This is a genomic window from Acetobacter sp. A11-2 (assembly GCF_040208445.1).
Lineage (GTDB): Bacteria > Pseudomonadota > Alphaproteobacteria > Acetobacterales > Acetobacteraceae > Acetobacter > Acetobacter oryzoeni.
The window spans coordinates 641385-666091 of record NZ_CP157843.1 but is presented as its reverse complement, the minus strand read 5'-3'; the positions used below and the strand labels follow the sequence as shown (position 1 = coordinate 666091).

Annotated in this window: 15 protein-coding genes; 7 read left to right on the top strand and 8 right to left on the bottom strand. The window is 55.3% G+C overall.

The genetic code is table 11. The features are described 5' to 3' along the window. Positions 1–141: 141 nt before the first annotated feature. Positions 142–2940 carry a phosphoenolpyruvate carboxylase gene (locus ABNV41_RS03200; protein WP_349934984.1) on the top strand — a complete coding sequence of 933 codons (2799 nt, stop codon included), beginning with the start codon at positions 142–144 and terminating at the stop codon, positions 2938–2940. Positions 2941–2987: 47 nt separating this feature from the next. Here ABNV41_RS03200 and ABNV41_RS03195 read toward each other — a convergent pair whose 3' ends face one another. From ABNV41_RS03195 to ABNV41_RS03175, 5 genes are all read right to left on the bottom strand, one after another. Further along, positions 2988–4013 (bottom strand): alpha/beta fold hydrolase, encoded by a 1026-nt coding sequence (locus tag ABNV41_RS03195; RefSeq protein WP_050820427.1) that lies wholly within the window; start codon positions 4011–4013, stop codon positions 2988–2990. A gap of 147 nt (positions 4014–4160) precedes the next feature. Continuing rightward, positions 4161–6245 (bottom strand): elongation factor G, encoded by a 2085-nt coding sequence (fusA, locus tag ABNV41_RS03190; protein ID WP_349934983.1) that lies wholly within the window; start codon positions 6243–6245, stop codon positions 4161–4163. A 229-nt stretch (positions 6246–6474) separates the two neighbouring features. Continuing rightward, a complete protein-coding gene (gene rpmB, locus ABNV41_RS03185; protein ID WP_050820084.1) occupies positions 6475–6780 on the bottom strand; it encodes a 50S ribosomal protein L28 in 306 nt (101 codons plus the stop codon). A 117-nt stretch (positions 6781–6897) separates the two neighbouring features. Beyond that, the gene (locus ABNV41_RS03180) at positions 6898–7191 is read right to left on the bottom strand and encodes a hypothetical protein (RefSeq protein WP_050820085.1); all 294 of its coding nucleotides are present in this window, start codon (positions 7189–7191) and stop codon (positions 6898–6900) included. 96 nt (positions 7192–7287) lie between these two features. Beyond that, entirely contained in the window at positions 7288–9039 is a 1752-nt protein-coding gene (locus tag ABNV41_RS03175; RefSeq protein ID WP_196332641.1) for an ABC transporter ATP-binding protein/permease, read from the bottom strand. Positions 9040–9220: 181 nt separating this feature from the next. On the opposite strand from ABNV41_RS03175, the gene ABNV41_RS03170 reads away from it, so the two are divergent. Continuing rightward, positions 9221–10093 carry an NUDIX hydrolase family protein gene (locus tag ABNV41_RS03170; RefSeq protein WP_050820087.1) on the top strand — a complete coding sequence of 291 codons (873 nt, stop codon included), beginning with the start codon at positions 9221–9223 and terminating at the stop codon, positions 10091–10093. Between the two features lie 4 nt (positions 10094–10097). On the opposite strand, the gene ABNV41_RS03165 is transcribed toward ABNV41_RS03170, so the two are convergent. The 3 genes from ABNV41_RS03165 to ABNV41_RS03155 are packed head-to-tail and all read right to left on the bottom strand — an operon-like array spanning position 10098 to position 17663. After that, complete coding sequence (locus ABNV41_RS03165; protein ID WP_349934982.1) at positions 10098–13088, bottom strand: [protein-PII] uridylyltransferase; 2991 nt, start codon at positions 13086–13088, stop codon at positions 10098–10100. 5 nt (positions 13089–13093) lie between these two features. Further along, positions 13094–15748 carry a DNA mismatch repair protein MutS gene (mutS, locus tag ABNV41_RS03160; protein WP_349934981.1) on the bottom strand — a complete coding sequence of 885 codons (2655 nt, stop codon included), beginning with the start codon at positions 15746–15748 and terminating at the stop codon, positions 13094–13096. A 40-nt stretch (positions 15749–15788) separates the two neighbouring features. After that, entirely contained in the window at positions 15789–17663 is a 1875-nt protein-coding gene (locus ABNV41_RS03155) for a tetratricopeptide repeat protein (RefSeq protein ID WP_050820090.1), read from the bottom strand. An 84-nt stretch (positions 17664–17747) separates the two neighbouring features. Here ABNV41_RS03155 and ABNV41_RS03150 point away from each other — a divergent pair, with 84 nt between their 5' ends. The 5 genes from ABNV41_RS03150 to ABNV41_RS03130 all read left to right on the top strand — a co-directional run bounded on the left by ABNV41_RS03150 (position 17748) and on the right by ABNV41_RS03130 (position 24688). Next, the gene (locus ABNV41_RS03150) at positions 17748–19253 is read left to right on the top strand and encodes a carboxypeptidase M32 (protein ID WP_050820091.1); all 1506 of its coding nucleotides are present in this window, start codon (positions 17748–17750) and stop codon (positions 19251–19253) included. Between the two features lie 146 nt (positions 19254–19399). Further along, entirely contained in the window at positions 19400–20551 is a 1152-nt protein-coding gene (locus ABNV41_RS03145) for an L-dopachrome tautomerase-related protein (RefSeq protein ID WP_050820428.1), read from the top strand. Positions 20552–20618: 67 nt separating this feature from the next. Then, positions 20619–22019, top strand: a complete 1401-nt coding sequence (thrC, locus tag ABNV41_RS03140) for a threonine synthase (RefSeq protein WP_050820092.1) — start codon at positions 20619–20621, stop codon at positions 22017–22019. 66 nt (positions 22020–22085) lie between these two features. Next, positions 22086–23351 (top strand): pitrilysin family protein, encoded by a 1266-nt coding sequence (locus ABNV41_RS03135; protein ID WP_050820093.1) that lies wholly within the window; start codon positions 22086–22088, stop codon positions 23349–23351. Further along, complete coding sequence (locus ABNV41_RS03130) at positions 23348–24688, top strand: TldD/PmbA family protein (protein ID WP_087651952.1); 1341 nt, start codon at positions 23348–23350, stop codon at positions 24686–24688. The genes ABNV41_RS03135 and ABNV41_RS03130 overlap by 4 nt, the downstream gene beginning before the upstream one ends. Positions 24689–24707: the final 19 nt, after the last annotated feature.

Sequence of the window (24707 nt, the reverse complement as noted above, 5' to 3'; positions counted from 1 at the left end):
CCCCCAAGAGTGCGTGAGCTGGTTGCATACAAAACATAGACGTGAAAAGTTGTTCATCACTCTTTTCAAGCTATTTCGTTGTTATTTCGATTCATTCCGGCTTTATAACTGTTCTATTACAGGAACCTTCAGGACGCCCTTATGACTATGGATAACACATCTTCTCTTTCCCGTTTGGACAGTATCCTTGCGTCCGCTACTGCACACCCAGATGCCGGCACTGCAGCTGAAGGCACAAATCCTGTAATGGGCATTGCGCTCCGGCTTGGAGAAGCTTTGGACCGCAAGGAAATCTCGCAAACAGATATTGTGAGCCTGGTGCAAAAGCTGCGTGATGAAGCCTTTTTGGCGCGCGCTCGTAAGCTGCATCGCTACGTAGGTGGCGCGACCCTTGAAGCCACTAAAGAGAAGCTCCGTAATGTCGCGCGTGCGATAGCCGAAGCATGCCCTACCGGTTCTTTTGCAGAGTATCAGGCACGCATCTCCGCTATTCAATTTGCTGCGGTTTTTACTGCGCACCCCACGTTTGCCCTGAGCAATCCTGTGTATGCGGCTTTGGCAGAAAGTGCTTCTCAAGCCATTCCCCCGCAGGAAGCACCATTTTTTGAAACGCACAGACGCGCAGCCCCACCCACACTGGAAGAAGAGTTTACACTGGCCGCGCAAGCCATCACCCGTGCGCGGGATGCCATGGATATGCTGGCCACGGCCCTGCTGGAAGAAGCCGCCACACGCTGGCCGCAAGAATGGACAAGCCTGAAGCCCTGTCCGGTTATTGCAACCAGTTGGGTGGGCTATGATACCGATGGCCGCACAGATATTGGCTGGTGGGATACCCTACGCCTGCGGCTGCGCATGAAGCTGTTCCAACTGATGCGGTTGGAAAGCCAGATCATGCATGAGGGCTTACTGGCGCCAGAGCTAACAGAAAAACTGCAACGGGCCATTGCCTGCGTAAAGGAACAGATCAGCGCCGTTCCTGCTGGCCCCAGTGATGCCCAAGCTGTGGCGCATTTTGCAAAACTTCTGGTTTCTCAGCGCAACACCGCGCTCACACATGCTGCGGAATTGGATGGCCTGCTTGAAACCGCTATCAAGAGCGCGCCGCCTTCTGCACGCATTCCACTGGCTGTTGCCCGGGCAGGCTTTCTGGCGCATGGGTTGGGATTGGCCCATACGCATGTGCGGCTCAATGCCTCCCAGATACACAACTTCGTTCGCCAAAAGCTGAACCTGCTGGATGACCCCAACAATCCGGCCCATCGCCGGGCATTGCTGAACCAGATTAACGAAGCGCTGGAAGCTGTAACGCCTGTTCCTGTGGACTTTGGCGCGCTGCTGAGCGATCCCTCCAGTGCCGGACGACTGATGATGACCATTGCACAAATGGTCAAATTTATCGATTCCGATACGCCTGTCCGCTTCCTGATTGCAGAAACAGAAACCGGTTACACGTTGCTCTCGGCCCTATGGGTGGCTTCCTGCTTTGGCGTGGCAGATAAAATTGAAATCTCGCCACTGTTTGAAACAGAAGATGCGCTCATGAACGGTGAGCACATTGTAGAAGAAGCCCTGCGCTCTCCTGCATGGCGTGCGTATATCCGCCGTATTGGCCGCATCTGCTTCCAGTTCGGATATTCCGATTCTGGCCGATATGTTGGCCAGTTGGCCGCAACGTACCTGATAGAGCGCCTGCGCCTGCGTATTCATGATCTGCTGGTGCGGTGGGACATGCAGGATATCACCGTGGTGTTTTTTGATACGCATGGTGAAAGCATCGGCCGCGGTGCGCATCCCTTCCGTATGGCAGATCGGCTGGATTACCTTTCTCCATCGCATGTGCGTGCACGGTTTAAAACCACAGGCATTGCCTGCCGTGAGGAAACGGCTTTTCAAGGTGGTGATGGTTATCTGCTGTTTGGCACGCCAGAACTGGCAGGCGCTACGCTGGCCACCATTGCAGAAAACCTGTTTCTGCCCTTACAGCAGGAAGAAGACCCGATTTATGATCAGCCCGATTTTTCGGCCGATTTCTTCTCCAGCATTAGTGAGGGCATGAAAAAACTGGTGGAAGACCCCGGTTATGCCGCGCTGTTGGGAGCTTTCGGCCCATCGCTTATTGATAGAACCGGTTCTCGCCCCCCTGCACGCCAAAGTGCAGAAAGTGCAACCCACAAGCGTATTACTCACCCAAGCCAGTTACGCGCCATCCCCAACAACGCCATTCTTCAGCAGTTAGGATGGTGCGCCAACACCTTGCAGGGCTTAGGGGCTGCCGTACGCCGCCACCCAGAAACCTTTGAAACATTCCGCACATCCAGCCCGCGCTTTCATCGTGCTCTGGATTTTGCCCAGCATGGCCTTACCTGCTCGGATGATAAGGTTTTGAAAAGTGTTGTCTGTTTGCTGGACCCCTGCTTCTGGCTCGACCGCGCCACAGAGGAAAAAACACCCGCACGCCGAAAGGCTTTTCTCTCCCTGATGCAGGATCTGGAAAAGCTTGATCTGTCTGCCGAGTTGCTGACCATGTTCCGCCGTATTCAGGCCGACCATCTTGCGTTGAGAGAAGCGTGGGAACATGCACCCCGCACGGAACCACAGATCCGCCTTCTACATGCCATTCGTATCATGCTTATTGAGCAGATATGGCTGCTGGCATGCCGCGTGCCCTTCTTTATGCCGCGTGGTGGCTTTAACCATGACGTCATGATGCAACACATACTGTGCCTGGATATTCCGGCAGTGTTGGAAGAACTTGAGCATATCTTCCCCACCAGCACAGGCCCAACCAACCTTGATTTTCATGAACCACGTGGCCCGCGCGAAGAAGGTATTTACGAGCGCGAACACAGAGACATCTTTGTGCCAATGCAACAGATGTTCGAGCTTATTCGTGAAATCAGCGTCGCCATCATGCACAACATTGGTGCATTTGGCTAAGGCACTTTTGCAAAAAAGGGGCTGCCTTACCGGCAGCCCCATATAGTTTACCGTCCGCCCAAAAAGCTTTCTACCGCCAACGTAAATAGTTGCGGATTCTGCAAAAAGGCAAAGTGGCTGGTATTGGGCAACACCAAAAGCCCAGCCCCTTCTACCGTAGCGGCCATATGCTCGGCCTGCACACGCCCCACAACACCATCATGATCTGCGGCAGCCACCCATAGTGGTGCTGTCACTCTCATAAGATCTGCATCTGTCCAGTTGGGTTGCCTGCTGCGCATGGCCTGCACTGCGGCTTCCATATCTCCAAACCGATGGGGCATAGAAGAAATCTGCCTGTATTCCTGCCGCGTTCTTTCCATAAAGGATTTGTAAGCAGGAATATCCTCTGCGCGAGAGAGGAGACCATCTGGAGTGCTCCACGGTGCAAAAGCAAATATCCGGCTGACGCTGCTGGGGTGCCGCATACCAACATCTAGCGCCTGCACGGCACCATCTCCCCACCCAACCAAGGCCACGCGCCGCAGGTGCAGAAACGCCATAACCGTTAGCACATCATCTGCCAGCAAATCATACCCCAAGGGCAAGGCACCCATTGTGCTGCGCCCATGCCCTCGCATATCCATAACAATCACACGGCATCTGGCACGCAACAGTGCACGGGCAAGGTCTCCCATATAATTGGAGTTTGCCAAACCATCATGCAGCAGCATGACCGGCACACCCTCCCCCGCCGATGCATAATATAATTGCGCCTTACCCTGCGCTGGCACCATGCCCGTATCAACAGGCAGGCCTCCACTTTCGGCCTCAAGCGCCAACGGTGTGGGTGGCAATGCACGCCAATCATACACCCCGTTGATAGGCGGCATTTTATCTACGGAAGAAGACGCAAAAGCTAATGAAGGCGCCTGAGCAAAAGCTTTATGCGCAGCAAAGCCAGATGCCAGCCCCCCTAACGTAAGCTGCATAAGCGCACGCCTGTTTACCCGTGTTTTCTGCGCGATCTCATCGGGGGCACATTCAAACAGCTTTGGCATCTTGTTCGTCTTTCCGTTTCTTTTCTGCGCCATCACAAACACTCAAAGCATCACAGGTTCATGCCATAGCATGCCGCTTTGTATGAAGCGCACGCAACGTAATCTGGTTTTACACAATAAAAAAGCCGCCCCCTTTGCAGGGAGCGGCCTTTATATTCCGAAACCGAAAAACGGCTGAAATTACTTGGACTGAGCCATGATTTCTTCAGCAACGTTGCGCGGCACCGGATCGTAGTGATGGAACTGCATGGTGAAGGAAGCACGGCCCTTCGTCATGGAACGCAGATGAGAAATGTAACCGAACATTTCTTTCAGCGGCACGTAAGCGCGCACCATAACGGTGGAACCGGAGGTTTCCTGGCTCTGGATCATGCCACGACGACGGTTCAGGTCACCCACCACGTCACCAACGTGATCGTTCGGGGTGGTGATTTCTACGTCCATGATCGGTTCCAGAATAACCGGACCAGCTTTTTTCATACCTTCACGGAAGCAAGCCTTTGCCGCGATTTCGAACGCCAGAGCGGACGAGTCAACGTCATGGTACTTACCGTCAAGCAGCGTGAACTTGAAGTCCACAGTCGGGAAGCCTGCCAGCACACCTGTGGAAGACTGAACGCGAATACCCTTTTCAACTGCCGGGATGTATTCTCTAGGAACAGCACCACCAACAACCTTGTTTTCGAACAGGATACCTTCGTTACGTTCAACCGGCTGGAACTCAACCTTCACTTCAGCGAACTGACCGGAACCACCAGACTGCTTTTTATGGGTGTAGGTTTCCGTATGCGGCTGCGTGATGGTTTCACGGTATGCCACCTGCGGTGCACCTACGTTTGCATCCACACCATATTCACGACGCAGACGGTCGATAATGATGTCCAGATGCAGCTCGCCCATGCCGGAGAGAATGGTCTGGCCAGTTTCCTGATCGGTCTTGAGCTGCAGGGAGGGATCTTCACCAGCCAGCTTCTGCAGGGCCAGTGTCATCTTTTCCACTGCGTCCTTGGTTTTCGGTTCGACGGAGATGTCGATAACCGGAACCGGGAAGGACATACGTTCCAGAACAACCGGATCAGCCGGGTCTGCCAGCGTATCACCTGTCTGGGAGTCTTTCAGGCCCACAAACGCAGCAATGTCACCAGCGTGCACTTCTGTCAGTTCTTCACGCTTATCAGCATGCATCTGATAGATACGGCCGATACGTTCCTTGTGGCCCTTGGTGGTGTTCAGAACCGTATCACCGGTTTTGAGCACGCCACGATAAACGCGCACAAAGGTCAGCGTGCCGTACTTATCGTTAATGATCTTAAAGGCCAGACCAGCGAACTTACCATTCGGATCAACCGGAATGATGGGCTGGTTCTTTTCGTCTTCTTCACCTTCCGGCGGAGCGCAACGAATACCTTCAACGTCATTCGGGGCCGGCAGGTAGTCGATGATGGCATCCAGCAGAGGCTGCACGCCTTTGTTCTTAAACGCAGTGCCGCACAGAACCGGACGGAATTCACCAGAAATAGCGCCCTTCTTGATGCAGCGCTTCAGGGTTTCGATAGAAACTTCACCCTTTTCGAAGTATTCTTCCATGGCTGCGTCATCAACAGCCAAAGCCGTATCCAGCAGGTTCTGGCGTGCTTCTGCAGCCTTTTCCTTCAGATCAGCCGGAATTTCTTCATCGTGGAACTTCGCGCCAAGTTCACCGCCTTCCCAGACGATGGCCTTCATTTCCACCAGGTCAACAACACCAACAAACTTGTCTTCTGCGCCAATTGGCAGCTGCAGCGGGATAGCAACGATATCCAGCTTTTCTTTCAGCGTATCAAATGCGCGGTAGAAGTCTGCGCCGGTACGGTCCAGCTTGTTGATGAAGATGATCCGAGGCACCTTGTAGCGGTCTGCAAGACGCCAGTTGGTTTCGGACTGCGGCTGCACACCAGCCACACCTTCAATGATGAACACGGCACCATCAAGCACGCGGAGGGAGCGGTTCACTTCGATGTTGAAGTCGATATGTCCGGGCGTATCAATAATGTTGATACGGTGGCTTTCCCATTCACAGGTTACGGCGGCGGACGTAATGGTAATACCACGTTCACGTTCCTGAGCCATGTAGTCAGTCGTGGTGTTACCTTCGTGCACTTCACCAATCTTATGGGAAACGCCGGTGTAGTACAGAATGCGTTCGGTCGTGGTCGTCTTACCAGCGTCAATATGCGCGGTAATACCGATATTACGAATCTTGGACAGATCGGATGTGGCGGACACGAAAACCTCCAGAAAACAGGTCAGGCGCGAATGGGAATCCCTTCGCGCCTGTGGCCGCCGCGCACCGTATTGGCACCTGTGATGTTAACATCTTCAGGAAACCCGGCTGCCGGAAACCGGCCGATAGACGACGATGTCTGACACCTTGCCAGACATCTACACCGCAGAAACCGGCCCTACTCTGTTAAGTGAGCAGACCCGGCTCCACTGAATAAGGTAAACCCCTGAATCAGGCGCCTGCGGCTGCCTGCTTTTTGGCCTGAGCGCGCAGAACGCGGCGCTTGATGACCTGTGCTTCTTCAGGAAGCTTGCGGTTAGGCGTGCTCAGCAGGAATGCATCCAGACCGCCATTGTGTTCAATGGTACGCAGGCCGCGGGTGCTTACGCGCATACGCACGGCAGAACCCAGAATTTCGGAAACCAAGGAAGCATCCTGCAGGTTAGGCAGGAAGCGACGACGGGATTTGTTGTTAGCGTGGCTGACGTTGTTTCCGGTCAGCACACCTTTGCCGGTAATCTGGCAACGACGGGACATTGTCTCATCCTTGTCTTATACAAAATAGGAACAGAGGGCCGAGACAAGCGCCCGGCGACCACATTCAGGATTGGCGCGGCTTATGGCTTAGCCACGGCTTTCAGTCAAGGGTTCTGCTCAGGCTTTCTCGTTTTCCTGCCCGGTCTGTGCCCGAACAGACGCATGTACTTCGCCTGATCGAACGCTCTGAGCAGCTGAGTCGAGAATGCGCAAAACGGTATCTTTATCCATAATCTGGGCAAGAATACCCACAGAATTACCCAGAAGCGCGGATGCTACTGCCAGTGGAGGATATTTTTCATTCCGCAAATGCTCAATGGCATGCTGAATGACCATATCGCACCGCGCCAGATCTTCAGGCACTTCCATGTTCGGGCCTGCTTCGGGAGTCTGCCCTGCTGTTTCGGTCATCTCTTTTGATCCTTCATTTTTCTGCGACCCGCATCATCTGCGGGCGCGCGATTCGTCAGACACAGCCAAGCCTTACCAGCAGGCCTACACCTTTTATCACGTCTCCTGCCCGCTTTCTCCCCCCTGAGCCGCCCACATGGATGCATACACCGCATTCTGGGCCAGCAGGGCTGCATGCGTGCCGCGCTCAACAATGTGCCCCTTGGCCATAACCAAAATTTCGTCTGCATCCACAATGGTGGACAAACGATGGGCGATAACAAGCGTTGTGCGGCGTGCTGAAACCGTTTTAAGCGCTGCCTGTATTTCTTTTTCAGTATGTGTGTCTAACGCACTCGTGGCCTCGTCAAGCACAAGAACGCGTGGGTCTTTCAAAATCGTGCGGGCAATGGCCACACGCTGCTTTTCTCCACCAGAAAGTTTTAGCCCGCGCTCACCCACCTGCGTTTCATAGCCTTCGGGCAAGGACATGATAAAATCATGTATCTGTGCCAACTGGGCTGCGTGCTGCACCTCTGCTGGCGTAGCCCCTAAGCGCCCATAGGCAATGTTGTAGCCAATGCTCTCGTTAAACAGCACGGTATCCTGCGGCACCACACCAATGGCCGCGCGCAAGTCTGCCTGCCGGTAATCGCGCACATCATGCCCATCCACCAGCACAGCCCCCGACCAGACATCATAAAATCTAAAGAGTAGCCGGCTGATAGTGGACTTCCCTGCCCCTGTGGTGCCTACAATGGCAACCTTACGGCCTGGCTCTACCTCAAAGCTGATACCGTGCAGAATTTCACGCTCGGCCCGGTATCCAAAATGCACATCTCTGAATGCCACCCGCGCTGGCGCAGAAACCTGCAAGCGTGTGGCAATGGGCAGCGGATGTGCAGGATCTGCCACTTCCACTTCCTCTTCCGTCAACCCCAGCATGTGCTCAAGATCAACCAAGGCGGTACGAATGGCGGAATATACGGAACCCAGAAAATTGAGCGGTCCATAAAGTTGCAGCAGGTACGTGTTGACCATAACGAACTCGCCAACCGTAATTCGTCCCGCCTCAATATCATGCCCACCTAACAACATGATGGCTGTAAGAGACAGGGCGATAATAGCCGCCTGCCCGAAGTTGAGAAAACCTAGGGAATACTGCGTTTTTTTGGCAGCCTGTTCGTAACGCGCCTGTGCGCTGTCATACCTTTGGGCTTCGTGCTTCTCGTTCCCAAAATATTTTACGGTTTCGTAGTTTAGCAGACTGTCTAAGGCTTTGCCTGTGGCCTCGCTGTTGGTTTCATTCATCTCGCGCCGGATTCCCAACCGCCAAGATGTAAATCTCACGGTAAACAGAATGTAGGCCGTAATCATCAGCGCCATCAGCGCCACATACTGCCAATTAAAAACACGCCAGATCACCACCATCACCAATGCTGCCTGCAAGATGGTGGGAGAAATGGACATAATCATCCGCAGCAGTGTTTCCACTGCCTCTGTGCCACGTTCAATGGCCCGTGTGACCCCTCCGGTGCGGCGATCAAGGTGGAACCGCAAGGAAAGTGCATGCATATGCTCAAAACTGCGGTAAGCCGCCTGCCTTGCCACCCGAAACCGGACTGGTGCGAACAAGGCATCACGCAAATTGGTAAGAGCTGCAGAAGCAAGGCGTACCAATCCGTAACAAAGAATCAAAGCCGCAGGCGCCATAGCCAGCGAATGAGGGTGCGTAAACCGATCCACCACACGGCTATAAACAAGCGGAATACCCAATGTGGCCAGTTCGCCCCCAAGCATGACCACAAGAACCAGCACAACGCGCCAACGCAGGGCACGATTTTCCTGTGGCCACAAATATGGCAGCAAACGCGAAAGGGTTATGGAAACCGGCTTTTTGAGCGGCCCGGCAGCCGCGCGACGTGGTGGCATAACCCGCATGTGCCATGCTGGGCGCATTTTGCAACCCCGCCACACCTTGCCACCGCCTTTGCCACACCCGATAACAACTTCAGACACGCTAGGCACAGTTCAACAGGATCTTGTTTCCATGTCTTCTGACATCACGCCTTTTCTTCGGCATCTCAGGCAGTGCAACACTGCTATCATTCCTGGCAAACGTGCCCCTTTTTCTCTGGCGGGTACGGCTGCCGGGTGGATTACGCCAGAACTGTTTGACAGGCTGGAAAAAGAAGGTCTGGGCAACCGTGCAACCGGCTTTAACCTGCCAGACCCAAGCAAACTGGAAGCGTTGGGCGAAGCCTTGGCACAGGAAGGTTTTTACCGCTCCCACCACGAACTATTTGATGTGCGAACAGATGTAGGTGAACCTGCCATTGCCCGCATTGACCGCGGCGCCTTGCCTCTTTTTGGGTTGGTTGCCACAGGCGTGCACATGAACGGGCTGGTACGCAAAGCAGATGGCCTTTACCTATGGACAGGCCGTCGTGCCGCAAACAAGCGGCTGGACCCATCCAAGCTGGACCATCTGGTTGCAGGTGGCGTACCCGCTGGCCACACACCGCGTGAAGCCCTGATCAAGGAAGCAGCAGAAGAAGCCAGCATCCCGCATGATCTTGTGGCTCAGGCGCAGGAAACAGGGCATCTGGTTTATGCCATGGAGCGGCCTGAAGGGCTCAGGCGGGATATTTTAGTCTGCTATGATCTCTATCTACCTGAAGCCTTCAAACCAGAAGCAGCGGACGGCGAGGTAGAATCTTTCGCGCTGCTGCCTTTGACTAAAGTGTTTCAGATTGTGCGTGATACGGATGAATTTAAGTTCAACGTTAATCTGGTGTTGATTGACCTGTTCCTGCGCCACGGTCTGATAGACGCCAACACACCCGAAGGCCAGCAGCTACGGGCGGGGCTTAACCACGGCCTTTCCGCGGCTAGCCCCGGGCACCATCCTGTTTCAGCCTGATATTTCAGGCTGAATAGCGCGCATCTGCACAAGCGCTGGCCTCGGCTTCTGCTTCCTTTAGCCCGGCCAGCAAGCGCTCGCGGATTTCCTCCAAACGTTTTTTATCTGTGATTTTCAGACCAAACAGGTCCTTCACATAAAAAACGTCCACGGCTCGCACGCCGTAGGTGGTGATGTGGGCAGAGGCAATTTGCAGGTTTTCACGGCTCATGGCGGCCGTTACATCATGCAGCAGGCCGGGACGATCGCGCCCGTTGATTTCGATAACGGTGTAGGTGTTGGAAATTCCGTTATCTATCACCACGCGCGGCGGCACATGAATGGCGCGCATACGCATGGGCATGTGCCCAAAGCCGGCTCGGGCAATTTCTTCACTAATATCAATATGGCCGCTTAACCCCTGTTCGATCAGAGATGCCAGACGGGCAAGCTTGTGCGTTTCTTCATACGCTTGGCCGGAGGTATCCTGAATCCAAAATGTATCCAACGCCATACCGTGTGTCATGGTATGGATGCGTGCATCCACAATGGAAGCCTCAGCCAACGCCAAGGCCCCTGCTATTTTGGAAAACAGGCCCGGCACGTCCACCGTGTAAATGGTAACTTCCGTAACCCCACGCGCAGGCAGAGGCAGCACTTCTACTGTAAGCGGTGCATCCTTGGCATCTGCCGCACGGATAAGCCGTGCGTGGCGGCGATGTGTCTCATAATCGAAGGAAAGCCAGTAACCGGCGTATCCCAGCCCCAAAAAGCGTTCGATATCTTTTTGCGGAACGCCTTCTTCTGCCAGAATATCGGCTGTAATTTCCTTGGCATGGCGCACACGCACATCTCGTTCCGTCGTGGCTAGGCCACCGGCCAGAACTTCTGCCACACGCACATACAACTCACGCAGCAGCGTGGCTTTCCATGCGTTCCACACGCGGGAACTTACGGCACGCATATCAACAATGGTTAGCAGAAGCAGCAGACGCAGCCGTTCTGGAGACTGCACAATATCTGCCACATCCAGAATAGTTTTGGGGTCATCAATATCGCGCTGGAACGCCGTATGGCTCAGCAACAGATGATGCAGCACCAACCAAGAAACTGTTTCTGTTTCTTCACCGGACATCCCGAGGCGCGGGCAGAGTTCAGCGGCAATTTCCGCCCCGATTTCGGAGTGATCTCCACCCCGCCCTTTGGCAACATCGTGCAGCAGAACGGACATATACAACGCCCGTTTAGAATGCAGCCCCTTTACCAATTCGTACGCAATGGGGATTTCATCCGCCATGCGGCCAGAGGCCACTTCATCCAAAATACGCACGGCTTCTATGGTGTGCTCATCCACAGTAAACACGTGGTACGTATCAAACTGCATCTGCCCGACAATGCGCGCCCAATCTGGAATCAGGCGGCCAAAAATGCCGGTTTCGTTCAGAATATGCAGCCAGTGTGCATGCCCTGCGGGTGGATATTCCCCATAAGCCGCGGAATAAGGCAGACCACTTTCTTCCACCACAGACGGTACAGAAGCCGTTGCTGGGCGACGACGTGGCTTTTGCTCCACCGTAGATTCATCACCACACAGCAGATCAAGAAAAATGCGTGAAGCTTCCGGGTTGTCCCGCAGGCTGGTGGCTCTACGCTCCCACCGGATAAGCTGATGCCGCGCCAATGGATGCAGCGGACGGCGACGCACACGCGCCCAATCCAGAATCTGCATCATTTTAATGGGTTCTTGATCGAAACTTACGCCACGATCAGGCAAAATCTGCCCGTCCAGCAGGGTAAACCCGGCTTGCCGCATAGCCTCGTCTGGCTTGGCTGCGTTAGCCACCGGCCCCTGAGCTTGCCGCAGCACTGCGGGTTCCAGAACATGGGTTAAACGCATAACTTCCCGAGCTGTCAGGAAGTAGTGGCGCATAAAGCGCTCCACCCCATTTTGCCGCCCATGCCGGGTATACCCCATGCGTGCGCCAATAACGGGCTGCATATCAAAAGTCAGCCGTTCTTCCGCCCGCCCTGCCACGTAGTGCAGATGCAAACGTACCGTCCACAAAAAGTCCCAAGAGCGGCGGGCACGTGCGGCTTCCTGCTCCGTTAGCAGGCCCATCCAGATAAATTCTGGAGCCAGCAGATCTTTAACGTGACGGGTGCCAAAAGTGTTGCGGCACATCCAGTACAGGGGTTGCAGATCACGCAGTCCCCCGCGCCCTTCCTTTATGTTGGGCTCTACCAGATATGAGCTATCACCAAAGCGCCGATGACGCTCCAGACGTTCACGGCGCTTGTCATGAATAAAACCAGCGGCACCTGCATCCACACAAGCCAGAATGTAGCGGGCCTCAAACGTGGCAAAAAGGGCTGAATCCCCGGCCAGCAAACGTGCATCCAGCAGCGCGGTACGCACTGTGGTGTCTTTTTTAGCTTCCTCAATACACTCATTGATGGTGCGGGTGGCATGCCCCACCTTCACACCCAGATCCCACAGAAAATACAGCACGTATTCAATAAGCGGATGTGCGCGCTCTGCACTTTCTTCTGCTACCAGAAATAGCAGATCAATATCGCTAAAAGGTGCCAGCAGCCCACGCCCGTAACCACCCGTGGCGGCAATAGCGAAGCTGGGCAATACGCCGCTTTCTACAGTGCCCGCCCCAATGGTGGCGCGTACGGCCAGATCAACAATGGCGCGCACCATCACGTCTGTAAAAACAGCTATCTTTTTGGCTGCCCCTGCGCCTTTAAGCTCATGCCGCTCAAACCGGTTGCGTATATCTGCCTGATACCGCCCCAGATGACGGCGGAAAATGGCAACAGCATCATCCCGCTCAGGAATAGCCGCATCTTCCGGTGTTGCGTCTCTTAATTCCCGCGTCAGACACGCAGAAAGCATTTCTGGCGTTAGGGTAGCCAGCATGGTCATGTCGGACTGCTGCGCGGCGGCAGGCTCTACGGAAGGGGTGGGCATGAGAGGCGAGTTCTGCTCCTGAATGGGGTCTGGCGTCATAGTATCTAGCCTGCTGCCTGTGCGTGGTCTTCCTGCGCGGCTTCCTTGCGCAATTCATACAGAAGATCCAGCGCGGCACGGGGTGTCAGGCTATCCGGGTCAATGTCCATCAAACGCTTACTTAACGTATTTTGGGGCTCAGGGGGTAATGTCTTCTGCGTGTCAAACAGCGGAAGCGGTTCGGGTATTGTATTTTCAGCACGTTCCAGCTCCCGCAGCAGGCGCTCTGCCCGGTCCACCACCGCGTGTGGTACACCGGCCAACCGCGCAACGTGTACACCCCAGCTTTTTTTGGCTGATCCTGCAAGCACTTCATGCAAAAACACAATTTGTCCCCGCCATTCCCGCACCGCCATAGTATGCAGGGAAAGCCGCGGGAGTGTATCCACCAAGCGCGAAAGTTCATGAAAATGCGTTGCAAAGATTGCACGGCAGCGCACGCTTGAATGCAAAGCCTCCAACACAGCCCATGCAATTGCCAAACCATCCAACGTGGCCGTGCCACGCCCGATCTCATCCACCACAACCAAAGAACGCGGGCCAGCCTGGTTAAGAATGGCGGCTGTTTCCGTCATTTCCACCATAAAGGTGGAACGCCCGCGCGCCAGATCATCCGAAGCACCCACGCGGGAAAAAAGCTGATCCACCACCCCGATTCGTACCCGATCAGCCGGAACGGGAAAACCGCCTTGCGCCAGAATAACCGCCAGTGCTGTCTGGCGCAGATAGGTGGATTTACCGGCCATATTTGGCCCGGTTAGCAGCATAACGCGCTGCTGTGGCGCCAGATCACACGTGTTGGGCGTAAAACGCGTGCCGGCTGGCAGGGCGGCTTCCACCACTGGGTGGCGGCATCCTTCCAGCGCAAAAGCAAAATCCTCAGTCACCTCTGGCCGGCACCACGTTCCATTCCCCGCCAGATCTGCACAGGATTGCAAAACATCCAGCACGGCCAAAGCCTGCGCCAAAATCGGCATGCTGCGTTCTGCCAAAACCTGCTCAACCAGCGCGCCGAACAATTCTTTTTCACGCTGGGATGCTTTTTCTGCGGCCTCGGTTATGCGGGCATCCAGCGTTGAGAGTTCTTCTGTAGCAAAACGCGCATTGCTGGCTGTGCCTTGCCGCAAGATAAGCTCTGGCTTGTCCTTAAGCTTGGCGCTGGCTGCCACGGGCACTTCCATCACATAGCCAAGCTGGGCGTGATGGCGAATTTTAAGGCTGTTCAGCCCATAATGTGCCGCATATTTGGCCTGTAAGCCCGCTATCAGGCGGCGTGAATCATCTCGCAATCCACGGTATTCATCCAGCTTGGCATCATAGCCTTGCGCAATAACACCGCCATCATCCAACCGAGCCGGAAGGTTTTCCGCCAGCGCACGTGCCAGTTCGGCCTCCAGCGCCTGCCCTCCGCCCAACCGTGTAACCGCCTGATGTAACGCCGTAGGCAATACGGCATCAGCAGCCGTGAGAATACGCGCAGCTTCCCGCGCCACCATAAGGCCATCGCGCATGGCGGCCAGATCTCGCGGTTGCCCACGCCCAAGGGATAAACGGCCGAGTGCGCGTGCAATATCTGGTGCTTTTTTAAGCGTCCCGCGCAACGCCTCACGTCGCACCGCATCTTCCTTCAGCCACCACCAGCCTTCCTGCCGGGTGGCTATCTGGCCTGCATGTGTAAGCGGGGCAGCCAGCCATTCTGCCAACATACGTGCCCCGGCTGCACTGACCGTGCGGTTTACGGCAGAAAATAGTGTGTGCTCATCCCCTCCGTCCCGCGCACGTAAAATATCCAAACTGGCGCGTGTGGCCGGATCTATGCCTAGAATGCCACTTTCATTTTGCGGAACAGGATGTGCCAGACGCGGCAACTTGCCTGCCTGACTGCGCTGAACGTATTCCACCGCCATGGCAGCGGCCACGCTTTCTTCATCCGTAAAGGTGCCAAAGGCTTCTATGCTGGCCACATCAAAAGCACTGGCCAGACGCTGGCGTGCCGTATCTGCGCCCGATGCCACGGTTTCTGGCGCACGGCGGGCCTCGTAATCCGCCAGATTAAGAATGGCAGGCGCAAGAATTTCCGCAGGGTCCAGACGGCCTAAAAGCGCAGGAAGCCCTTTGCCTGTCAGGCTTTCAGTTTCAAACAACCCGGTTGAAACATCAATCCACGCAGCACCAATAACTGTATCGGCAAAGGATGCCTCTGCTTTTTTGCCTTTTCCCTTTGTTTGCGGCGCGGTGAGTGCCAATGCGAGCAAAAGGTTAGAACGCCCAGGCTCCAACAGTTCATCTTCTGTAAGCGTGCCGGGGGTAATGACTCTTACAACGCCACGCGCCAAAGGCCCCTTGCTTGCTGGCCTGCCTTTACGGGGTGTTTCTGTCTGTTCTGCCACTGCCACCCGGAAGCCGCGCCGGATCAAACGCGCAAGATAGGCCGGAGCTGCCGCGACAGGCACCCCACACATGGGAATCGGTTCCCCCGCATGTGTGCCACGTGCTGTTAGGGCAATATCCAGCGCAGCCGCTGCGGCCGTGGCATCATCAAAAAACAGTTCGTAAAAATCACCCATGCGAAAAAACAGCAGGGCTTCAGGATTTTCGGCCTTAAGGGTGAACCACTGCGCCATTGCTGGCGTAGCACCTTTGGAGGAAATGCGTGTCATGCCGCTATCATAAAGTGCTCTCACACAGCGGCAACAGCCTTTAGGGCACCATATCCGTGCGTTTTTCAGTCATCTTCTGCAAAATCTGCACAACGGTTGCGATGCAGGGCTGCCACGGGGCATCACCCTCGCCCGCCTGTGGCTGACGAATAACCCTAACGGAAGGATACCACAGGCTGCGCACCTCTCCATCTGACTGAGTAATGGTAGAACCCGCAGCCCAGCGCCAGTCGCCACCAAAACGGTCAAGCAGCAACACGGGCAAACCTAGCAGGCCACCCAGATGCGCTATCATGGTGTCTACAGTTATCACCGCATCCAGCCCCGCCATAACACGGGCTGTTTCCAGCACATCACCTTGCGGTAATTGTGCCATTGGGAATGGAGGCGGCTGCCCTTCCTCATTTTTTTGAAGCGACTGAAATTCAACATGATCCAACTGCCCCAACGCTGCGAGGACCTGCAGGTTCATCGAGCGCCTGCGGTCAAACTGATACGTTGAATTACCCGCCCAACACAGCCCGATACGCAAAGCAGCTTTCTTGCTGGGGGCTAGTTTATGAATGCCTGCAATATCGGGCCGCCATGCAAACGGCACTTCCATACCAAGCACATCAGGCAGGCTCATCAGGCCGCAAGCTGCTACGGCTTTTGGCGCATGCTGGCTTGTGCAAACCGTGACATGCGGCTGGCGAGCTAAATCCATCTGCTGCACAAAGCAACGTATGCTTTGCGGCACATACAGCAAAACCGGAACACGCTGAGCCGCCGGAGCAACGTAGCGCAGAAACTGTAACACATCGCCCACCCCCTGCTCTGCATAAAGCAGCACAGGCTTTTCCTGCGGAGTGCCATCCCACCGAGGCAACCCGGCTGCACAAGCCGGAGGGGCAATAAGGTTCTGGCGTGCTTCAAACAGCTTCCAACCTTCAGCAAAGCGGCCTTGGGCCAGATACAGCACGCCGCGGTTCATACGTGCTCGGGCGGCATCCGTGCTGTTACCCGCCTGTTTTTCCACCTTGCAAAACAAGGCCTCCGCCTGCTTGTTTTCACCCAGATCAGCAAGAACCGTGGCGTAATTGAGCATCAGGCGCGTATCATTCTGCTGCAATGTGCATGCGGCTTGCAGTTCCTGCGCGGCTTCTTGCAAGCGGCCCAGCGCCATCTGCACCAGCCCCAGATTACTGCGTGTTTCTGCTGCTTTGGGGGCCAGTTGCGCAGATTTCACTAAAACATCCCGGGCCTTCTCATAACTGCGTGCTGCAAACAACGCCGCCCCATGATTGGCCAGAGCAGGTGCGGATGTTGGAAGTTCAGCGGCTACAGTTCCAAAATAAGGTTCGGCCTCTGCCGCTTTGCCAGCGCCATGCAGGATCATGCCATGCAGATTTTGTGCAAACAGGTTTTGTGTATCCAACCGCACGGCCTTGCTGGAAACCTCTATTGCTTTTTCCAACTGCCCATGGCGTGACAAAAAAGCAGCCAGAGCCAGATGCCGCTCCTGCTCCAATGGCCGTAACTTTATAGCTGTGCGCAAAGCACGTTCAGCCTCTGCAATGCGCTGCTGTGCTTCCAGAACAGAGGCCATGGCATCATGCGCACGCGGATCTTTGGGAGATGCAAGCACAGCTACATGAATGGCTGCCCGTGCCGCCTCCGCCTGCCCTTCTGCCAGCAAGGCCAAACCCAGTGTAATATGAAAATGCGGTTCTGCCTGTAACTGCACAGCCTTAGCCGCAAAAGCCACCGCGGCACGGTTATCCCCGCCCGCACGCGCTACACAGGCCATGCCATGCAGTGCGCCAGCGTGGTGCGGGTTCTGCCGCAAACAGTTTTGCAGAAGACGTAATGCCTGCTCCGCATTGCCCTGCGCCAACAATACCAGTGCAGATTCTACCTGCGTATCCATCTGCATGGGTATAACTGGCTCCTTTTTGTCATCTGATATGCCTCACAAAGTGCATTCCGTGCGCGGCGTGTATGCTTTACCATATGCATCATGAATAAAGCCTATCTTTCCCTTGAACGCCACTTTGCCCGCCTTTCCTCCCTCAATGATGCCATTGGCATACTCTGCTGGGATAAGGAGGTGATCATGCCCTCCGGCGCAGCAGAACGTCGGGCAGAAAATCTAGCCATGCTGGAAGGCATGCGCCACGAAATTCTAACAGCCCCAGTTATTGCAGAACTGCTGGAACAGGCAGAACCGGGCGATGATGTCTGGCGCCGCGCCAATCTGGAAGAAATGCGCCGCCTACATGCCCACGCTACGGCGCTACCCGGAGAACTGGTAGAAGCCAGCACGCAGGCCACGGCCCGATGCGAAATGGTATGGCGCACCGCACGCGAGAATGGTGATTTTGCAGCCATTCTGCCCACACTCTCCGAAGTGCTGCGCCTTACGCGTGAAATTGCGGTTGCCACAGGGGAAAAACTGGGCCTTTCCCCCTACGATGCGCTGCTGGACACGTTTGACCCCGGCACCCGCCAAACAGACATAGACCCGGTTTTTACACAGCTTGCCGCCGGCCTGCCTGAACTGATTGGCACCGTGCTGGAAAAACAGAACAGCCTGCCTGCCGCCACCCCTCTGCCCGGACCATTTTCCGTGCCGCGGCAGGAAGCGCTGGGTCGCCAGCTTATGCAGCAGCTTGGGTTTGACGTCACTCGCGGGCGGTTGGATGTGAGTACGCACCCGTTCTGCGGTGGAGCAACGCATGATGTACGGCTGACCACCCGTTATGATGAAAATGATTTCATTCCCGCCATGATGGGCGTGCTGCATGAAACAGGCCACGCCTTGTATGATATGGGCCTACCAGAAACGTGGCTCTCTCAACCTGTTGGGCAGGCTGGCGGCATGACGCTGCATGAAAGCCAATCCCTGCTAATGGAAATGCAGGTGTGCCGCTCCAATGCTTTTGCAGGTTGGCTGGCCCCCAAACTTCAGGCAGCTTTTGATGTGCCCGCAGGCACGACTGGCTGGGATGCACACAATATTCATCGGCTGCTCACCCACGTACAGCCCGGTTTTATCCGAGTAGATGCGGATGAAGTAACATACCCCGCCCACATTCTGGTGCGTTATGAGCTGGAAAAAGCGCTGATTTCCGGGGATTTACCTCTAACTGATCTGCCCGCCGCATTTAATGAGCGCATTCACGCGCTTCTGGGCCTGCATGTGCCAGATGATGGCCGGGGCTGCTTGCAGGATATTCATTGGCCGGAGGGGCTATTCGGTTATTTCCCCTGCTACACCCTAGGTGCCTTAACAGCCGCACAACTGCGAGAAGCCGCCTGCAAGCAGGTGCCACACATTATGCCTGCCATTGCAAAAGGTGATTTTACGCCGCTATTGGGCTGGCTGCGTGAAAACGTGCATGGCCGTGCACGCAGTGCCTCCATGCCGCAGATTGTGCAGGACGCTACAGGACGCAAGCTGGATGCCTCGGCCTATATGGCCCATATCCACCGCCGTTATGTGGAACGTGCGGAAGACGCATAATCGCAAAAGCCCCTCTTGCCTCACACCTGAATGTGGCAGAGGGGCAGCCGCCCCGCACAGAACGCGTTTGCACAAACACCGTGCAGGCCCGAAACTGCTGCATTCATTTTTCACCTGTTTGCAAGATTTCTGACCGGACGCCCCTGATGAAGCATTCTTTCCTGCGTTCTGTTCTGCCGCGCCGCACGGTTTGCCGTGCCATGCTGGCGGCTGCACTGTTTTCTCCATTTATGGGCCACCCTGCATGGGCTGTGCATATGCCCAAAGTGCCGGAACTTCCTGCTTCTGCACTGGTGCCTTTCATGCAGTCCAACCAGCAGATATGGGATGCTGTCTTGCCTCTGCCCGATGGCCGAATGCTGCTGGAAGCCCCGGCATGGGTTGGCAATACAGGCCCGCAGCTATGGGTTCGGCAGACCGATGGCAGCCTTGCTCCATACCCAAATGCAGACTGGAACAACCGCGAGGCCACAAACGATACCCATTTTGTAGCCCTTGCAGGCATGACGCGCACAGCAGATGGCAGCATCTGGGTGCTGGATAGCGGCGTGCCAAACCGTGAAAAACCACCTGTTGCAGCCCCACGCCTGATCCAGATTGACCCAACCACCAACACAGTAACCCATACTGTGCCAATAGAAGCCAATCTGCTGCATCAGGGCAGTATTCTTTCTGGCATTGCCGTGCATGGCTCTACAGCTTATGTGCCAGATTCTGGCGTGGCAGGGCTATTACTTATCGATATTCCATCTGTATCAGGGCGGCGTTTTCTGGACCACCACCCAGCCCTTACCGCCACCAAACCGATCCAGACCCCTACAGGCCCGCTGCTGAATGCAAATGGCCAAGCCATTGCCGTAGATACCAGCATGATTGCGGTAAGCCCGGATGGCACATGGATTGTTATGCAGCCGCCCGCAGGTTTTCTGTATCGTGTGTCCACCTCCTTGTTCACGGACCCGGACGTAACGCCCGCAGCGTTTGAAGAAGGTGTGACACAGTGGTATAAAACCCCCGCATTGGGCGGTTTGACCATTGATAATGATGGCACGCTTTATTGGTCTGACATCACCACAGGCAGTATCCTCAGCTACACCGTTGGGCGCATTCCGCGTCGGCTGGTTACGGATGAACGCCTGAAATGGCCCACCACACCCGGTTTGGATGGACATGGGCATTTGTATGTAGCGGCCAGTCAGCTTGATCACAGCGTGGGCTTTGGGGCGGCAACGCCTTCTATTTCATGGCCTATCACGGTGTATCAGCTTACGTTGCCCACAACGCCTCCACCCCAATAAAGGCTATAGGCTTTCCCCCTAAAAAGGACACTTCGCGGCGTTCGCCATTCAGGATATAAGTTTCTCCATGCGCTATATTTCCACTCGCGGGAATGCTCCCGTCCTTTCCTTTGCCGATGTTCTGCTTACCGGTCTTGCCGAGGATGGCGGCCTGTATCTGCCCGAAACATGGCCCGAATTCTCGCTATCTGACTGGGAAAGCCTGCGTGGCCTGCCCTATCCAGAACTGGCGGCCCGTGTTCTGGCCCCGTTTGCAGCACCGGATATTGATCTGGAAACACTGCGCAGCCTGTGCGCCAAGGCTTATGCCAACTTTGACCACCCAGCCATTGTGCCACTGACACAGGTGGAAGATGGCCTGTTTGTGCAAGAACTGTTCCACGGCCCCACGCTGGCGTTCAAGGACATGGCCATGCAGGTGCTGGGCCAGCTTTTTGAACATGTGTTGACCCAGCGGAATGACCACGTGACCATTGTTGGTGCGACCTCTGGCGATACAGGTTCTGCCGCCATTGAAGCCTGCCGTGGGCGGGACCGTCTGTCTGTTATCATCCTGCACCCCAAAGGCCGCACATCCGAAGTGCAGCGCCGCCAGATGACAACCGTGCTGGATTCCAACGTGACCAATCTGGCCGTTGAAGGCACGTTTGATGATTGTCAGGATCTGGTAAAGGCTCTGTTTGCTGATCTGCCTTTCCGCCGGGAAATGCATCTTTCTGCCGTCAATTCCATCAACTGGGCGCGTATTGCGGCTCAGATTCCTTACTATGTTTATGCGGCCCTGAACTTTGGCGCCCCAGAGCGTGAAGTTTCCTTTGCTGTGCCAACGGGTAACTTTGGCAACATTCTTGCTGCTTGGGCTGCACGCAAAATGGGGCTGCCTATCAAACATCTGTGCGTTGGCTCCAACCGGAACGATATTCTCACCCGGTTCCTGAATGCCAATGACATGACAATCAAAGGTGTGGTGCCCAGCCTTTCACCTTCCATGGACATTCAGGTTTCTTCCAACTTTGAACGCCTGCTGTTTGAACTTCTGGGGCGTGATTCCGCTGCCTGCGCACGTATCATGACGGGCTTCCGCGCCACCGGGCATATGGATGTACCTGAAGGAGTATGGGAAAATGCCCGCACCGTCTTCTCCGGCCTTGCGCTGGATGATGAACAGACGGAAGCAGAAATTCGTAACCTGCACCAGAAATCCAATTATCTGGCAGACCCCCACAGCGCCATTGGCATTGCTGCGGGCCGCAAGTTCCGGCAGCCGGGCGTGCCCATGATTGCAGAAGCCACAGCACATCCGGCCAAGTTCCCGGATGCCATGGTGGCGGCTACGGGTATTCATCCAGCATTGCCTGTGCATCTGGAAGATCTGTTTGAGCGGGAAGAACGTTATCGCACCGTTCCGGCAACCGAAGGCGCAATTAAAGATGCCGTGCGCGCTGCGGTACTGGCAAACGCTCCCTAACACCCCACATCTTACTTTCCCGTGTCAGGCCGCCTTGCCCGGCGGCCTTTCTTTTTCAGGACAAGAATGACAGACCCCATCAACATTACCCGCCTGCCCTCCGGCCTGACTGTTGTGACAGAACGCATGGAACGGGTGGAAACTGTTTCTTTCGGGGCCTATGTGGCCACAGGCACACGCCACGAAACGGCAGAAGAAAACGGTGTTTCTCACTTTCTGGAACACATGGCCTTTAAAGGCACAACCAGCCGCTCCGCCCTGCGCATTGCCGAGGAAATCGAAAATGTTGGCGGGCATATCAATGCCTACACCGCGCGGGAGCAGACTGTTTATTACGTCAAGCTTCTGAAGGAAAACTTAGGGCTGGGCGTTGATATCATCGGTGATATCCTCACCAACTCTACGTTTGATCCGGCCGAAATGGAGCGCGAACGCGGGGTTATTCTGCAAGAAATCGGACAGGCGAATGATACGCCTGACGATGTGGTTTTTGATCATTTTCAGGAAACAGCTTTTCCTAACCAACCCATGGGCCGCCCCACATTGGGCACGGAAAACCTGATCCGGGAAATGAGCCGTGAAACCCTGATGCGTTACATGAAAGCGCATTACACCACAGACAACATGATTGTGGCTGCCGCAGGCAACTTGCACCATGAAGACGTGGTGCAGCGCGTGCAGCAGCATTTTGCCAATCTGTCTTCATCTTCTGCGCCGGCCACTCTCTCTGCCCGTTATGGTGGCGGTGAATTCCGGCAAATGAAGGAACTGGATCAGGCGCATGTGGTGCTGGGCTTCCCCTCCTTTGGGTATGGAGACCCGGACTACTTCCCCGCTCTTCTGCTTTCCACCGTGTTGGGTGGTGGCATGTCTTCCCGCCTGTTTCAGGAAATTCGGGAAAAGCGCGGGCTTGTCTATTCTGTCTATTCCTTCAACGCACCGTTTACCGATGGCGGCATCTTTGGCATTTACGCTGGCACAGGCGCCAAGGAATGTGCGGAACTGGTGCCCGTAACGCTGGAAGAGCTGAACAAGATTCAGCGCTATGTGACGGAAGAAGAGCTGGTGCGCGCACGGGCACAGCTTAAAGCCTCGCTTCTGATGTCCCTGGAAAGCACTGGCAGCCGGTGCGAACAGATTGCCCGACAGTTGCAGATTTTCGGCCGGATTATTCCCACAGCCGAAACCGTCAGCAAAATTGAAGCCGTAAAAGCTGGGGACATTTGCCGTGCGGCATCGCGCATCTTTACAGGCGCACCCACGCTTGCAGCCCTCGGCCCGATTGAGCACATTCCTTCCTTGCAGATCATTACGGAGAAACTGGCAGCATGACAGAACAAACCCTAGACCGTATTTCTGATCTGGTTGCCCGTGCATGCAAGGCTGGGGCAGATGCAGCAGATGCTGTGTTTGTCCGCAGCGTGGCGGCTGGCGCCGGTGTCCGCAATGGTGTGACAGAAGAACTGGAACGATCTGAAACCACGGATCTGGGGCTTCGTGTTTTTGCTGGCAAAAAAAGTGCCATTCTTTCTACCACCTCGCCGGAGCCTTCGCGCTTTGATGCGCTGATAGAACAGGCCATGGCCATGGCCCGTGTGCTGCCAGAAGATCAATATGCCGGGCTAAACCCACTGGCCCAGCAAGGCGGCTTTACCCAGAATGATCTGGAACTGGCAGATTCGGCAGAGCCTACAACCGAAGAACTTCTGGCTCGCGCACGCGCTGGAGAAGAAGCCGCGCTGGCCATAAAAGGCGTTACCAACAGCGCTGGCAGCAGTGCCTCTTGCGGGCGCACAGAAGTGTTTTTGGTGACATCCGCTGGTTTTGCCGGAAGTTATACCCGCACACACCATTCCAACTCTGTTTGCGTGCTGGCAGGTTCTGGCGATGGCATGCAGCGTGATTACGATTACCACGGCACAGTCTGGCTGCGTGATCTGAAAGATGCGGCAGAGCTTGGCAAAAGTGCTGGGGAAAAAGCCATTGCACGCCTTAACCCCATTAAACCCCGCACTGGCCGTTACCCTGTGGTGTTTCACCCTCGGGTAGCTGGTAGCTTTCTGGGCCACTTTGCCGGGGCCATTACGGGCACAGCCATTGCACGTGGCACATCCTTTCTGAAGGATAAACTCGGTCAGTCCATCTTTGCCAAAGATATTACCATTACGGATGATCCCACCCGTAAAAAAGGCCTGCGCTCCCGCCCGTTTGATGGTGAAGGCATGCAGGTTGCGCCGTTGCATCTGGTGGAAAATGGCGCTTTGCAGAGCTGGATTCTGGATAGCCGAAGTGCTCGCCAGCTTGGGCTGCAAAGCAATGCTCACGCTGCACGCGGAACATCTGGGCCGCCCGGCCCTTCTGCCACCAATCTGTTTTTTGAGCCCGGCACACTCTCTCCCACAGAGCTGATGGCAGATATCAAGGAAGGCCTCTACATTACCGAGATGATGGGATCCTCCATCAATGGCCTGACCGGTGATTACAGCCGTGGTGCTTCCGGGTTTATGATTCGCGATGGCAAGATTGTGGAATCCGCTGCCGAGTTCACCTTGGCGGGCAACCTTCTGGATATTTTTGCGTCCATTACGTTAGCTAATGATCTGGACTTCCGTTTTGGCACGGACGCCCCCACATTACGTACAGATGCCCTTAGCATTGCCGGGGCATAACCTCTTAGCCGGAGACTAT

Coding starts and splice junctions, on each gene's coding strand:
- ABNV41_RS03170 (WP_050820087.1), top strand. CDS start 9,221: ATGTCTTCTGACATCACGCCTTTTCTTCGGCATCTCAGGCAGTGCAAC.
- mutS (WP_349934981.1), bottom strand. CDS start 15,748: ATGACACGCATTTCCTCCAAAGGTGCTACGCCAGCAATGGCGCAGTGG.
- ABNV41_RS03200 (WP_349934984.1), top strand. CDS start 142: ATGACTATGGATAACACATCTTCTCTTTCCCGTTTGGACAGTATCCTT.
- thrC (WP_050820092.1), top strand. CDS start 20,619: ATGCGCTATATTTCCACTCGCGGGAATGCTCCCGTCCTTTCCTTTGCC.
- ABNV41_RS03195 (WP_050820427.1), bottom strand. CDS start 4,013: ATGGCGCAGAAAAGAAACGGAAAGACGAACAAGATGCCAAAGCTGTTT.
- ABNV41_RS03150 (WP_050820091.1), top strand. CDS start 17,748: ATGAATAAAGCCTATCTTTCCCTTGAACGCCACTTTGCCCGCCTTTCC.
- ABNV41_RS03135 (WP_050820093.1), top strand. CDS start 22,086: ATGACAGACCCCATCAACATTACCCGCCTGCCCTCCGGCCTGACTGTT.
- ABNV41_RS03130 (WP_087651952.1), top strand. CDS start 23,348: ATGACAGAACAAACCCTAGACCGTATTTCTGATCTGGTTGCCCGTGCA.
- rpmB (WP_050820084.1), bottom strand. CDS start 6,780: ATGTCCCGTCGTTGCCAGATTACCGGCAAAGGTGTGCTGACCGGAAAC.
- ABNV41_RS03145 (WP_050820428.1), top strand. CDS start 19,400: ATGAAGCATTCTTTCCTGCGTTCTGTTCTGCCGCGCCGCACGGTTTGC.
- ABNV41_RS03180 (WP_050820085.1), bottom strand. CDS start 7,191: ATGACCGAAACAGCAGGGCAGACTCCCGAAGCAGGCCCGAACATGGAA.
- ABNV41_RS03155 (WP_050820090.1), bottom strand. CDS start 17,663: ATGCAGATGGATACGCAGGTAGAATCTGCACTGGTATTGTTGGCGCAG.
- ABNV41_RS03165 (WP_349934982.1), bottom strand. CDS start 13,088: ATGACGCCAGACCCCATTCAGGAGCAGAACTCGCCTCTCATGCCCACC.